At 75.3% G+C, this 13,074-nt stretch carries 10 protein-coding genes; 3 read left to right on the forward strand and 7 right to left on the reverse strand.

Going from position 1 to position 13,074, the window contains the following annotated elements:
• The first annotated feature begins 18 nt into the window (after window positions 1-18).
• Window positions 19-2,607, forward strand: coding sequence for an aminopeptidase N (gene pepN, locus ACZ50K_RS03880; RefSeq protein WP_468897029.1), 2,589 nt, complete (start codon window positions 19-21; stop codon window positions 2,605-2,607).
• A gap of 70 nt (window positions 2,608-2,677) precedes the next feature.
• On the opposite strand, the gene ACZ50K_RS03885 is transcribed toward pepN, so the two are convergent.
• Genes ACZ50K_RS03885 through ACZ50K_RS03895 form a run of 3 tightly spaced genes read right to left on the reverse strand, consistent with a single transcriptional unit; the run spans window position 2,678 to window position 5,546 of the window.
• Window positions 2,678-3,592: a LysR family transcriptional regulator gene (locus ACZ50K_RS03885; protein ID WP_468897031.1), complete on the reverse strand. Its 915-nt coding sequence runs from the start codon at window positions 3,590-3,592 to the stop codon at window positions 2,678-2,680.
• Window positions 3,593-3,614: 22 nt separating this feature from the next.
• Window positions 3,615-4,547: a DMT family transporter gene (locus ACZ50K_RS03890; protein ID WP_468897033.1), complete on the reverse strand. Its 933-nt coding sequence runs from the start codon at window positions 4,545-4,547 to the stop codon at window positions 3,615-3,617.
• Between the two features lie 48 nt (window positions 4,548-4,595).
• Window positions 4,596-5,546, reverse strand: coding sequence for an EamA family transporter (locus tag ACZ50K_RS03895; protein ID WP_468897035.1), 951 nt, complete (start codon window positions 5,544-5,546; stop codon window positions 4,596-4,598).
• Window positions 5,547-5,654: 108 nt separating this feature from the next.
• Here ACZ50K_RS03895 and ACZ50K_RS03900 point away from each other — a divergent pair, with 108 nt between their 5' ends.
• Complete coding sequence (locus ACZ50K_RS03900; protein WP_468897037.1) at window positions 5,655-6,164, forward strand: MarR family winged helix-turn-helix transcriptional regulator; 510 nt, start codon at window positions 5,655-5,657, stop codon at window positions 6,162-6,164.
• A gap of 109 nt (window positions 6,165-6,273) precedes the next feature.
• Here the strand turns inward: ACZ50K_RS03900 and ACZ50K_RS03905 are convergent, their stop codons facing one another.
• From ACZ50K_RS03905 to ACZ50K_RS03915, 3 genes are read right to left on the reverse strand one after another with little or no spacing between them, the layout of a single operon-like run.
• Complete coding sequence (locus tag ACZ50K_RS03905; protein WP_468897039.1) at window positions 6,274-6,510, reverse strand: hypothetical protein; 237 nt, start codon at window positions 6,508-6,510, stop codon at window positions 6,274-6,276.
• 56 nt (window positions 6,511-6,566) lie between these two features.
• Window positions 6,567-8,627, reverse strand: coding sequence for a 4-alpha-glucanotransferase (locus ACZ50K_RS03910; RefSeq protein WP_468897041.1), 2,061 nt, complete (start codon window positions 8,625-8,627; stop codon window positions 6,567-6,569).
• Between the two features lie 45 nt (window positions 8,628-8,672).
• On the reverse strand, window positions 8,673-8,909 hold the full coding sequence (locus ACZ50K_RS03915) for a hypothetical protein (protein ID WP_468897043.1): 237 nt from the start codon (window positions 8,907-8,909) through the stop codon (window positions 8,673-8,675).
• 225 nt (window positions 8,910-9,134) lie between these two features.
• Here ACZ50K_RS03915 and ACZ50K_RS03920 point away from each other — a divergent pair, with 225 nt between their 5' ends.
• Window positions 9,135-12,347: a beta-N-acetylglucosaminidase domain-containing protein gene (locus ACZ50K_RS03920; RefSeq protein WP_468897045.1), complete on the forward strand. Its 3,213-nt coding sequence runs from the start codon at window positions 9,135-9,137 to the stop codon at window positions 12,345-12,347.
• Between the two features lie 45 nt (window positions 12,348-12,392).
• Here ACZ50K_RS03920 and ACZ50K_RS03925 read toward each other — a convergent pair whose 3' ends face one another.
• Window positions 12,393-12,950 carry an HNH endonuclease gene (locus ACZ50K_RS03925; protein ID WP_468897047.1) on the reverse strand — a complete coding sequence of 186 codons (558 nt, stop codon included), beginning with the start codon at window positions 12,948-12,950 and terminating at the stop codon, window positions 12,393-12,395.
• Window positions 12,951-13,074: the final 124 nt, after the last annotated feature.

Here is a 13,074-nt window from a genome sequence, read left to right on the forward strand (position 1 = left end):
ATCGAAGGAGATGAACGCGTGCCTGGCACGAACCTGACCCGTGAAGAGGCTCAGCAGCGGGCGAAGCTGCTGACCGTCGACTCGTACGAGATCGAACTCGACCTCAGCGGGGCGCAGGAGGGCGGTACCTACCCCTCCTTGACCACCGTGCGGTTCGATTCGGCCGAGGCGGGGGCCGAGACCTTCATCGACCTGGTCGCGCCGGCCGTGCACGAGGTCGTCCTGAACGGGAAGTCCCTCGACGTGGCCGCGGTGTTCCGGGACTCCCGGATCGCCCTGGCGCACCTCGCGGCCGGCCCGAACGAGCTCAAGGTGGTCGCCGACTGCGCGTACACCAACACCGGCGAGGGCCTGCACCGGTTCGTCGACCCGGTGGACGAGCAGGCCTACCTGTACACCCAGTTCGAGGTTCCGGACGCCCGCCGGGTGTTCGCCTCCTTCGAGCAGCCCGACCTGAAGGCGACCTTCCGGTTCACCGTGAAGGCTCCCTCCGGCTGGACGGTCATCTCCAACTCGCCGACCCCCGAGGTGCCCGCCGACGACGTCTGGCGCTTCGAGCCGACCCCGCGGATCTCCACGTACATCACGGCGCTGATCGTCGGCCCGTACCACGCGGTGCACAGCTCCTACGAGGGCCCGGACGGGCAGTCCGTCCCGCTCGGCATCTACTGCCGGCCCTCGCTGGCCGAGTTCCTGGACGCGGACGCGATCTTCGAGGTCACCCGGCAGGGCTTCGACTGGTTCCAGGAGAAGTTCGACTACGCCTACCCGTTCGCCAAGTACGACCAGCTGTTCGTGCCGGAGTTCAACGCCGGGGCGATGGAGAACGCGGGCGCGGTCACCATCCGCGACCAGTACGTGTTCCGGTCGAAGGTGACGGACGCGGCGTACGAGGTGCGGGCCGAGACCATCCTCCACGAGCTGGCCCACATGTGGTTCGGCGACCTGGTGACGATGGAGTGGTGGAACGACCTCTGGCTGAACGAGTCCTTCGCCACCTACACCTCGATCGCCTGCCAGGCCTACCACTCCGCGTCGAAGTGGCCGCACTCCTGGACCACCTTCGCCAACTCCATGAAGACCTGGGCGTACCGGCAGGACCAGCTGCCGTCCACCCACCCGATCATGGCGGACATCCGCGACCTGGACGACGTCCTGGTCAACTTCGACGGGATCACCTACGCCAAGGGCGCCTCGGTGCTCAAGCAGCTCGTCGCCTACGTGGGCATGGACGAGTTCTTCAAGGGCGTGCAGGCGTACTTCAAGGCGCACGCCTTCGGGAACACCCGCCTGTCGGACCTGCTGGGCGCTCTGGAGAAGACCTCCGGCCGCGATCTGACCGCCTGGTCGAAGGCATGGCTGGAGACGGCCGGCATCAACGTGCTGCGCCCGGAGATCGAGACGGACCAGCACGGGGTGATCACCTCGTTCAAGGTCCGCCAGGAGGCCCCGGCGCTGCCCGCCGGCGCCAAGGGCGAGCCGGTGCTGCGCCCGCACCGGATCGCGATCGGCTGCTACTCGCTGGACGAGATGAGCGGCAAGCTGCTGCGCGAGCGCCGGGTGGAGCTGGACATCGCGGCCGCCGAACTGACCGAGGTCCCGGAGCTGGTGGGGCACCACCGCTCCGACATCGTGCTGCTCAACGACGACGACCTGTCCTACGCCAAGGTCCGGCTGGACCCGGTGTCGCTGGCCGCGGTCACCGAGCACCTGGGCGACTTCGAGGCCTCGCTGCCGCGCGCCCTGTGCTGGGCCTCGGCCTGGGACATGACCCGGGACGGGGAGCTCGCCACCCGCGACTACCTGGACCTGGTGCTGTCCGGGATCGCCAAGGAGTCCGACATCGGCGTGGTGCAGTCCCTGCACCGCCAGGTCAAGCTCGCCATCGACCTGTACGGGGACCCCGAGTGGCGCCCGACCGGGCTGGCCGCCTGGACCGAGGCGGCCCTGGGCCACCTGCGGTCGGCCGAGCCGGGCAGCGACCACCAGCTGGCGTGGGCGCGGGCCTTCGCGGCCACCGCGCGGACCGGGGAGCAGCTGGACTTCCTGGCCGGGCTGCTGGCCGGCACCGGGACGGTGGAGGGCCTGGTCGTCGACACCGAGCTGCGCTGGGCGTTCCTGGAGCGGCTGGCGGCGACCGGCCGCGCCGACGAGCCGGAGATCGCCGCGGAGCTGGAGCGGGACGCGACGGCGGCGGGCCAGCGGCACGCGGCCACCGCCCGGGCGGCCCGCCCGACCGCCGAGGCCAAGGCGGAGGCCTGGGCTTCGGTGGTGGAGTCCTCGGACCTGCCGAACGCGGTGCAGGAGGCGGTGATCGGCGGGTTCGTGCAGACGGACCAGCGGGAGCTGCTGGCGCCGTACGCGGAGAAGTACTTCGCGGCGGTCAAGGAGGTGTGGGACACCCGCAGCCACGAGATCGCGCAGCAGATCGCGGTGGGCCTCTACCCCTCGCTGCTGGTCTCCCGGGAGACCCTGGACGCCACGGACGCCTGGCTGGCCGCGGCCGAACCGAACGCGGCGCTGCGCCGTCTGGTGTCGGAGTCCCGTGCGGGTGTGGAGCGCGCGCTGCGCGCGCAGGCGGCGGACGCGGCGGCCCCGGCCTCCTGACCCGCCCCGGTCACCGACCGTCTCCTCCGGTGCCCCCGGTCCGCTTCGGCGGGCCGGGGGCACCGGTGCGTCAGGGGGTGCGGGCGAGGGCGGCGGTGCGCAGGGCGTCCAGGACGCGGGCGACCGCGGGAGCGGACTCGGCGCCGCGCCGGGTGGCGGCGATGACGTGCCGGATCGGCCGGTCCCGGCCGAGGTCGCGGACCGTGACCCCGGTGGCCCGGACGGCCGCCATCCGGGGGATCAGGGCCACTCCCATGCCCGCCTCGACCAGGGCGAGGATCGCGGTCCAGCCGGCCGCCGAGTGCGCCTGCTCGGGGACGAACCCGGCGGCCTCGCAGGCGGCCCGGGTGATCTCCGACCAGGGGCCGGAGCCGCCGTAGATCCAGGGTTCCCCGGACAGGTCGGCGAGGTGCACCTGCGGGGCGGAGGCCAGCGGGTGGTCCGGGGGCAGGGCCACGTCCAGCGGGTCGGCGAGCAGCGGGAGCCGGGTGAACCTCGGGTCCCGGGCGGGCGGGGCGTGGGCGGCGAGGGAGAGCGCGAGGTCGACGGCCCCGGCGGACAGCAGCTCGTAGGACTCGGCGGCCTCGGCCTCTCGGACCCGTACGTCCACGGCCGGGTGGCTGAGCCGGAGGGCGGCCACCGCGGGGACCAGCAGGGCGGGGACGGCGGTGGAGAAGGCCCCGACGCGGACCTGTCCGGCCTCTCCGGCGAGGTAGCCGGCGAGTTCGGCGTCGGCCCGCTCCAGCTGGGCGAAGACGGCTTCGGCGTGCCGCAGGACGAGATGGGCGGCGTCGGTGAGGCGGACCCCCCGGCCCCGTGGTTCCAGCAGGGTGACCCCGAGCTGCCGGGCCAGGTTGGTCAGCTGCTGCGAGACGGCCGAGGGCGTCATCCTGAGCGCCTCGGCCGCCGCGGTCACCGTGCCCTGCTCGCCCAGTGCGCGCAGTACGCGGAGCTTCCTGATGTCCCAATCCGTGGAGCCGGTCATGGGGTCGAACCTACCGGCGGCGCTACGTGCGGGCCCCCAGGGCGACTCCGCCGAGGATCAGCGCCATGCACAGCAGCTGGGCGGGTCCGGTGTGCTCGCCCAGCAGCAGGAAGGACAGCAGGGCCACGCAGACGGGCTGGAGGTAGTAGACGACTCCGGCGCGGGCGGCGCCGATCATCGAGACGGCCTTGTTCCAGGCGAAGAAGGCGACGGCGGAGGAGAACACCCCGACGTAGAGCAGGGGGCCGACGGTCCCGGCCCGGACCTCGAAGCCGCCCTGGAGGGCGAGGGAGGCGGCGTAGGCGGGGGCCAGCATCAGGGCGCCGAGCAGGAAGGTGGTGAGCAGGAAGGCGAGGCCGCCGATCTCGGCGGGCTTGCGCTTGAGGAGGGCGCTGTAGGAGGCGAAGGAGAGGGCGGCACCGAACATCCACAGGTCGCCGGCGGAGAAGTCGACGGTGAGGGAGCCCTTTCCGACGAGCAGCAGCACGCCGAGGGCGGCGAGGAGCAGGCCGGTGGTGCGGACGGCGCCGAGCCGCTGGCCGCCGAGGCGGGCGAACAGGGCCATGATGACCGGCGAGGCGGCCATGATCATGCCCATGTTGGCGGCGGAGGTGGTCAGTCCGGCCTGGTGGACCAGGGTGTTGTAGAGGGCGATGCCGAAGAACGAGGCGAGGGTCAGGTAGCCGAGGTGGCGGCGGATCAGGTGCCGCTGCCGCCAGGCCTCGGGGCCGGCGATCGGGGCGACGGCCAGCAGGGCGATGATCCAGCGCCAGAAGACGGCCTGCACCGGCGGGATGCTGTCGGCCATGCCCCGGGTCGCCACGAAGCTGCCGGACCAGACCACGGTGGCCACCAGGGCGAGGAGGACGCCGAGGCCGGCGGCGCCCTTCCGGACCCGTGCGGTGCCTTCGGTGGTGTGGTGCGGAGCGGTCTGGGCGCGGTCCAGGACGGCCACGGCTATCTCCCCCTCGGGGTGCGGGTGCGGATGGTGTGTGTCGTGGGGCTACCGTCCCATCCGGCCATTGCTCAGGTCCATCGAATCTTTTCGATCGATTCGTTCAGTTTTGCTGAACGGTACGGGGAGGGGGGCGGCCTTGACCCTGGACCTGGCGGGCAGCTGGCCGACCACGGTGGCCGCGAAGGCGAGGGCCATCCCGGCCAGTTGTACGGGGGACAGCGCCTGGCCGAGCAGGGCCCAGCCGAGGACGGCGGCGGTCAGCGGGGACAGCGGCCCGAGCAGGGTGACCGAGGTGGCGGTGAGCCGGCCGATGCCGCGGAACCACAGCCAGTAGGCGGCCCCGGTGTTGATCAGCATCATGTAGCCGTAGCCGAGCCAGGCCTGGCCGTCGAGGGCGGGCGGGGCGCCTTCGACCAGTGCGGCCACCGGCAGGATCAGCAGTCCGCCGGCGGTGAGCTGCCAGCCGGTCAGGGCCAGCGGGCCGACCCCCTCCGGGCGGCCCCAGCGCTTGGTCATCACGGTGCCGGCGGCCATCGAGGCGGAGGAGGCGACCCCGGCCAGCACCCCGACCAGGTCGAGTCCGGCCCCGGCCTTGAGCACCACCACGCTGACCCCGAACGCCCCCGCCACGGCGGCGAGCACCACCCGGGTGCTCGCCTTCTCGCCGAGCAGCAGGGCGGCCAGGCCGATGACCGCCAGCGGTCCGAGGGAGCCGATGACGGCGGCGACCCCGCCGGGCAGCCGGTAGGCGGCGAGGAAGAGCAGCGGGAAGAAGGCGCCGATGTTCAGGGCGCCCAGGACGGCGGACTTCCACCACCAGGCGCCCCTGGGCAGCACCCGGGCGGCGGCGACCAGCAGCAGTCCGGCGGGCAGGGCCCGCATCACCCCGGTGAACAGCGGCCGGTCGGGCGGCAGGAGCTCGGTGGTGACGGCGTAGGTGGAGCCCCAGGAGACGGGGGCCAGGGCGGTGAGGGCGATGACGGCTGCGCGGTTCACGGGTGCTCCTCCGGCGGGCGGCTGGGAGGACCTCAAAATAGGTCGCTAGAAAGTAGCTTAGCGCTAAGCTACTTTTCGTCAAGCGAGTTTCTGGGTGATACTTCGGCCATGAGTCACGCAGTGAACGAGGACGCGCCCCGGGACGCCGTGGACGCGATCACCGCCCAGTGGAACGCCGTCCGCCCCGAGCTGGACGTGTCCCCCATGGGGGTCTACGGCCGGATCTACCGGATCGCCCGCGCGATGGGCGACGAGGTCGACCGGGTCTACGCCCGCTTCGGCATCTCGCGCGGGGAGTTCGACGTGGTCGCCACGCTGCGCCGGTCCGGAGAGCCCTACACGCTCTCGCCGCGGCAGCTGTCCGCCACCCTGATGCTCACCACCGGCGGGATGACCGGCCGGCTGGACAAACTGGAGAAGGCCGGGCTGATCCGCCGCAGCCCCGATCCGCACGACCGGCGCGGACTCCAGGTCACCGCCACCGAGAAGGGGCTCGCCCTGATCGACGAGGCCGTGGTGGCCGGGCTGGAGGTGCAGCGGGCCGGACTGGCCGGACTCACCGGGGAGGAGACCGAGACCCTCACCCGGCTGCTGCGCAAGGCCCTCGGCGGGGCCTGAGGGCCGGGCGTGTCCGGTACGTCAGGCGCGTCCGGGCACGCGGACGGGCCGGCCCGGGGTGGCTGCGCCACCCGGACCGGCCCGAAACCGGCGTACTACCGCCGGAGCGTTACCGGGACTCCTGCTTGCGCGACTTGTCGCCGACCATCACCAGACCGGCGATGACCAGGAACAGCACGATCGGCAGGGCGACGAACAGACCGAGGGTCTCGGCAATGCTCAGGCCCGGACCCGGGTCGTCACCGTCGTCCCGCGTGAAGGCGAGCGCGGGAGACGTCATCAGCAGCATCATCAGCGTCGTTCCGGCCGTGACGGCGCCGGCGCGCAGAGCGTTCTTCTTGTCCACGGTGCAAACGTAGCGAACCCCCGAACGGGGCGCGCGCCCGGGGGTGCCGTACGGGGCTACGCCCGCTCCCGCACCGCCCTGAGCAGGGCCTGCGCACGGGGCGAGGCCAGCAGCCCCTCCAGGGCGAGGGGCCGTCCCGAACCGTCCGCCACCGGCAGCCGCCAGTTGGGGTACTGGTCCCAGGTGCCCGGCAGGTTCTGCGGCCGCCGGTCCCCCACCAGATCCGGCAGCCACACCCCGACCAGCCGGGCCGGGGTGCGCAGCAGGAAGCCGTACAGCGCGCGCACCGCCTCCTCCTCGCCCTTGGCGGCCAGCCCCAGCCCCTCCAGCAGCGCCAGCCACTCCGCGGTGTCGGCGGCGTCCGCGGCCCGCTCCTCGGCCACCGGGCGGGTCAGCAGGCCCAGCCGGTCCCGGAGTTCCACGTGCTCCCCGGCCAGTTTCGCGGCCGACGGCGGCAGATCGTGGGTGGTGGCGGTGGCCAGGCAGTCGGCCCGCCAGTCGGCCGGGGCCAGCGGCCGGCCGTCACCGGACCAGTCCCGCTCGAACCAGAGCACCGAGGTGCCCAGCACCCCGCGCCGGGCCAGCGCCCGCCGCACGTGCGGCTCCACCGTCCCCAGGTCCTCCCCGATGACCAGCGCGCCCGCCCGGTGCGCCTCCAGCACCAGGATGGCGAGCATCGCCTCCCCGTCGTAGCCCACGTAGGTGCCGTGCGCGGGCGGGGTGCCCTCCGGCACCCACCACAGCCGGAACAGGCCCATCACATGGTCGATGCGGAGCGCCCCGGCGTACCGGAACACCGAGCGCAGCAGCTGCCGGTAGGGCCGGTAGCCGGACTCGGCCAGCCGGTCCGGGCGCCAGGGCGGCAGGCCCCAGTCCTGGCCGCGCGCGTTGAAGGCGTCCGGCGGGGCGCCGACCGTGGTGGCGGGCGCGTACAGCCCCGGTTCGGCCCGCACGTCGGCGCCCTCCGGATGCACCCCGACCGCCAGGTCGTGCACCAGACCGACCGTCATACCGGCCTCCAGGGCGGCCCGCTGGGCCGCCACCAGCTGGCTGTCGGTCAGCCAGGCCAGCCAGCGGTGGAACTCGGCGCGCCCGGCCTCGGCGGCCGGCGGCCCGGCGGGGTCCTCGGGACGGTACGGGTCCTCGGGACGGTCCGGGTCCTCGGGACGGTCCGGGTCCTCGGCCCGGGCCGCCCAGTGGGCGTGCCGGTCCAGTTCGGCGCCGCCGGCCTCCCGGAAGGCCGCGTACTCCGCCTCCCGCTCCGGGGCCCGCTCCACGGCGTGCAGCAGTTCCAGGGCGGCCCGCTTCAGCGCCCAGACGGCGTCCCGGTCGATCAGCGCGCCCTTCTCCAGCACCCGCCGGTTCAACTCGGCGCCCTGCTCGGCCAGCCGGTCCAGGGCCGGGCGGTCCGGGCAGTGCGCGTACTCGGGGACGTCCTCAATCCGCAGGTGCACCGGATCGGGGAAGCGCCGCGAGGAGGGCCGGTAGGGGGACGGGTCGGTGGGGGTGCCGGGCACCGCCGCGTGCAGCGGGTTCACCTGGATGAACCCGGCGCCGTGCTCGCGGCCGGCCCAGCGGGCCAGTGCGGCCAGGTCGCCGAGGTCCCCCATGCCCCAGGAGCGCTCGGAGAGCAGCGAGTACAGCTGCACCAGCAGCCCGTGGGCCCGCTCCGGGGCGGCCGGCGCCCGGTCCGGGGCCACGATCAGGGTGGCGGTGTCCCGCCGGCCGTCCGGTGCCTCGACGACCACCCGGTGCACCCCGTACGGCAGCTCCGGCGCCCAGTCGCGCTCCGCCCCGGACCGCCCGACGGCGCCGTGCGGATCCTCCGGGAGGACCCGCACGGTGCTGCCGGGCGGCAGCGCGGCCAGCGGCGCCGGGGCGGGCCCGCCGGCCCACTGCACCAGGGTGGGCGGCAGCAGCCGGTCGGCGTCGGCCCGCTCGGCGGCGGCGAGGAACTCCCGGATCTCCCCCGGGCCGCCGACGGAGGCGCCCAGCAGCCCGAGCACCTGCCGCACGGTGGACTCCGGGACCGGGACGGTGACGCCCTCGGCCGGCTGGTGGGTGGTGGCGACGCCGTAGCGGGCGGCGAGCCGGGCGAGGTCGGCAGGGACGTCCATGGGGGTCCTCGGGGTTCCGTGGGGCCGCTTCGGGCGGCGCGTCGACTAGGAAGCGCCCGCCGCCGCGGCGGGCGTGGTCGGCTCGCTGGTCAGGGGCGCCTCGTCGGTCAGCGGGGGTTCGCTGGTGAGCGGCGCGTGCGCGGTGTCGGCGAGCGGGGGCTCACTGGTCAACGGGCCGGCCGGCGGGGTGGTCACGGGGGCACCCGACCGGGCGGTCGAACGGAACGGGGGCTGCCGCACCAGAGGGGCGGCGGAGGGTTTGGAACGGTGTCGTACGGGCATCGGGAGCTCCCTCGTGGATCTGCGCGGGACGCCGGGCGGAGGCCCGGAATACCGGGGCCGCGCCACGGACGGCGGAACACCGCACCCTTACCCATCCCTCCGCCACACATTCCTGGGGCATAACGGTCAGATCACGTTCGTGCATTGACACTCCAGCCGGACGAGTGGTGGGCTCTGGCTCATTCGTACGAGCGCACCACCCCTACCCCGGGCCGAGGAGACAGCGTGCAGCTCAGCGGTAGGAAGCGGACCACGGCCCTGGCGGTCGCCGTCGCGGGCACCCTGCTCGGCGGGGCCGCGGCCGGCGGCCCGGCCGCGGTGGCCGACCCGGCCCCGGCCGCCGGCAGCCCCGCGAACGGCACGACGGCGTCCGGCACGGCGGCGGACGGCTCCAGCACAGCGGCGGACGGCTCCACGGCGTCCGGCCCGGCGGCGGGCGTCCCGTCCGGACAGCCGGGCGCCCCGGCGGGCACGCCGCCGGCCGGCACGGTGGCCGGCGGTCCGGCCGCCGACCCGGTGGCCGCCCCGCCCGGTCCCGCCGTCTGGCCGCGCCCCCAGTCGCTGACCGCCGACCGCTCCCGCGAGGTCCCGCTCGGTGCCGAGGCCGTCCTGGTGGTGCCGCTCGACGAGGCCGACCCGCGGGCCGTGGCGGTGGTCCGGGAGGCGCTGCGCGCGGCCGGGGTCCGCAGCCTGCGCGAGCAGCACCCGTACGTCCCGCTGCCCGCCGGGGGCACCGTCTTCCGGATGCAGGGCGCGGACGCCGAGGCCGCACTGGTCTCGCTGGGCGCCGGGCCCCCCGGGGACCTGCCGGCCGGCGGCTACCGGATCGCGGTGGGCCGGGAGGCCGGCCGGGACACCGTGGCACTGGCCGGGACCGGCCCGGACGGGCTGTTCCACGCCGCGCAGACGCTGCGTCAGCTGCTGGCCGGCACCCCGGGGCGGATCCCGGGGGCCCTGGTGCGGGACTGGCCCTCGGCGCCGGTGCGCGGGATCACCGAGGGGTTCTACGGGGAGCCGTGGACCACGGAGCAGCGGCTCGGCCAGCTGGACTTCATGGGCCGCACCAAGCTCAACCGGTATCTGCTGGCGCCGGGTGACGACGTGTTCCGGCAGGCCCGCTGGCGGGAGGAGTACCCGGCCGAACAGCGGGCCGGGTTCCGGGCGCTGGCGGCCCGGGCGGAGGCCAACCGGGTGACCCTGGGCTGGGCGGTGGCCCCCGGGCAGTCGATGTGCCTGTCCTCGGCGGCCGACCGCGCGGCGCTGCTGCGCAAGACCGAGGCGATGTGGGAGCTGGGCTTCCGCGCCTTCCAGCTGCAGTTCCAGGACGTCAGCTACACGGAGTGGGGCTGTGCGGCGGACCGCGAGCGGTACGGCCGCGGTCCCGCGGCGGCGGCGCGGGCGCACGCGGAGGTGGCCGGTGCCCTGGCGGCCGGGCTGGCCCGGCGCCATCCGGGCGCACCCGCCCTGTCGCTGCTGCCGACCGAGTACTACCAGGAGGGCGCGACCGAGTACCGGACCGCGCTGGCGGCCGCGCTGGACGGGCGGGTGGAGGTGGCCTGGACCGGGGTGGGGGTGGTGCCCCGCACCATCACCGGCGGGGAGTTCTCCGGGGCCCGGGCGGCCTTCGGGCATCCGCTGGTCACCATGGACAACTACCCGGTCAACGACTGGGAGCCGGGCCGGATCTCGCTGGGGGCCTACACCGGCCGGGACCCGGTGGTGGCGGCCGGCGGGGCCGGGCTGATGGCCACCGCCGCCCAGCAGGGCACGCTGTCCCGGATCCCGCTGTTCACCGCCGCGGACTTCGCCTGGAACCCGCGCGGCTACCGGTCCGGGGCCTCCTGGGAGGCGGCGGTCGCGGACCTGGCCGGCGGGGACGAGCGGGTCCGGGAGGCGCTGACCGCGCTGGCCGGGAACACCGCGTCCTCGGCGCTGGGCCAGCCCGAATCGGCGTATCTGCGGCCGCTGGTGGAGGAGTTCTGGCGGGCCCGGCGGGCCGGCGACCGGGCCGCCCTGGACCGGGCGGCGGACCGGCTGCGGGCGGCGTTCACGGTGCTGCGGGAGGCCGGGGAGCGGCTGGCCGCCGGTGAACGGCCGGGCGGGGGCCGGTCGGACGATGCGCGGCCGGACGACGGACGGCCGGACGACGGTGGGCCGGCCGACGGCGGGCCGGCCGACGGCGGGCCGGCGGGTGGGCGGCCGGCCGAGGAGGGCGGGCCCTGGCTGGAGCGACTGGCCCGCTACGGCACGGCCGGTGAGCTGGCCGTGGACACCCTGCGGGCACAGGCGCACGGGGACGGTCCGGCGGCCTGGCGGGCCCGGCTGGCACTGGACCGGGCCCGGATCGCCGCGGCCGCGCCGGGCGCGGGGGTGGACCGGGCCGTACTGGAGCCGTTCCTGGACCGGGCGGCGGAGGCGGCGGACAGCTGGACCGGGGCGGGTCTGCCGTCGGCCGGGGCGGTGCGCCGGGAGGCCGGGTCCTGGACCCTGCGGCTGGACCGGGCCCGCCCGGTGTCGGCGGTGACGGTGATGACGGAGCCGCTGGCCGGCGGGGCCCGGGGCGCCTCGGTGGAGGCGCACGTGCCCGGTTCGGGCTGGCGGAAGGTCGGTGACGCGGCGGGTTCCGGCTGGACCCAGGCCGAGACGGCGGGGCTGACGGCGGACGCGGTGCGGCTGGTGTGGGCCGGTGAGGCCCCGGTGGTGCGGGGGCTGGTGCCGTGGTTCGCCGACGGTCCACAGGCCCGGTTCGAGCTGGGGGACGGCGGCCGGGCGGACGCGGAGATCGGCGGCGGCCCGCAGCGGGTGGCCGCCGAGCTGGCCGGGCTGCGGCCCGGCGCGGTGCACGGCTCGCTGTCGGTGAAGGCCCCGCGGGGCATCACGGTGCGGGTGCCGGCCAGGACCACGGTGCCCAGGGGCACGGCGGTGGCCGTCCCGGTGGAGGTGACCGTGCCCGAGGGCACCCCGGCCGGGGTGTACGAGGTGCCGGTGAGCTTCGGCGGGGAGTCCCGGACGCTGACCGTGCGGGCCTTCCCGCGCACCGGCGGCCCGGATCTGGCCCGGACCGCCACCGCCTCCTCCTCGGCGGACGAGACCCCGGACTTCCCGGCCTCGGCCGTGCTGGACGGTCTGGCGACCACCCGCTGGTCCTCGCCGGCCGAGGACGGCGCCTGGTGGCAGGCCGAACTGGCCGCGCCGGTGCGGCTGGGGCGGCTGGTCCTGCACTGGCAGGACGCCTACCCGTCGGCCTACCGGGTGGAGACCTCGGCCGACGGGGTGTCATGGCGGACGGCCGCCGCCGTCACGGATGCCCGGGGCGGCCGCGAGTCGGTCCGGATGGACGCGCCGGGCACCCGCTTCCTGCGGGTGGTGTGCCAGACCCGGGCCACCGAGTACGGCTGTTCCCTGTGGTCCGCGGAGGCCTACGCGGTCACCCCGTGACCGGGCCGCGCCCGGTGGGGCGGGCCGCCTCCGGGAACGGGCCGCTCACCCCGTGGCCACGGCCGTCACCGGGCTGCCGATCCCGATCCGGGACAGCGCGTCGTCGGCCCCGTACGGCTCCAGGTAGGGCATCCAGCGGGGATCCCGGTGGCCGGTGCCGATGATCCGCCAGGCCAGTCCGGAGGGCGGGGCCGGCTGGTGACGGAGCCGCCAGCCGAGGTCGACCAGGTGCCGGTCGGCCTTGGTGTGGTTGCAGCGGCGGCAGGCGGCCACCACGTTGTCCCAGACGTGCTGCCCGCCGCGGCTGCGCGGGATCACGTGGTCGACGCTGGTGGCGACGGCGCCGCAGTACATGCAGCGGCCGCCGTCCCGGGCGAACAGGGCGCGCCGGGTGAGCGGAACGGGCCCCCGGTAGGGGACCCGCACGAAGCGCTTGAGCCGGACCACGCTGGGAGCGGGGACGGCCCGGGTCGCGCTGTGCAGGAAGGCGCCGGATTCCTCCAGGGAGACTGCCTTGTTCTCCAGGACGAGGACGAGCGCGCGGCGGAGCGGTACGACGCCGAGGGGCTCGTACGACGCGTTGAGGACCAGGACGTGTGGCACGCGGATGCCTCCTTGTACGCCGGCGGCGCGTGGCTCGCGCCGGGACGATCTGCTCTCAGTCTCCCCTCAGGGCTGGTGGGAACGCCACCACGCGCCCGTAACGGGTCCGGGGTGTTTTCCACCA

It is taken from the genome of Streptomyces sp. NPDC033845, from assembly GCF_055576225.1.

Excerpts from the sequence above, each read along its gene's own strand:
- ACZ50K_RS03885 (WP_468897031.1), bottom strand. The coding sequence starts at position 3,592 with ATGACCGGCTCCACGGATTGGGACATCAGGAAGCTCCGCGTACTGCGC.
- ACZ50K_RS03900 (WP_468897037.1), top strand. The coding sequence starts at position 5,655 with ATGAGTCACGCAGTGAACGAGGACGCGCCCCGGGACGCCGTGGACGCG.
- ACZ50K_RS03910 (WP_468897041.1), bottom strand. The coding sequence starts at position 8,627 with ATGGACGTCCCTGCCGACCTCGCCCGGCTCGCCGCCCGCTACGGCGTC.
- ACZ50K_RS03915 (WP_468897043.1), bottom strand. The coding sequence starts at position 8,909 with ATGCCCGTACGACACCGTTCCAAACCCTCCGCCGCCCCTCTGGTGCGG.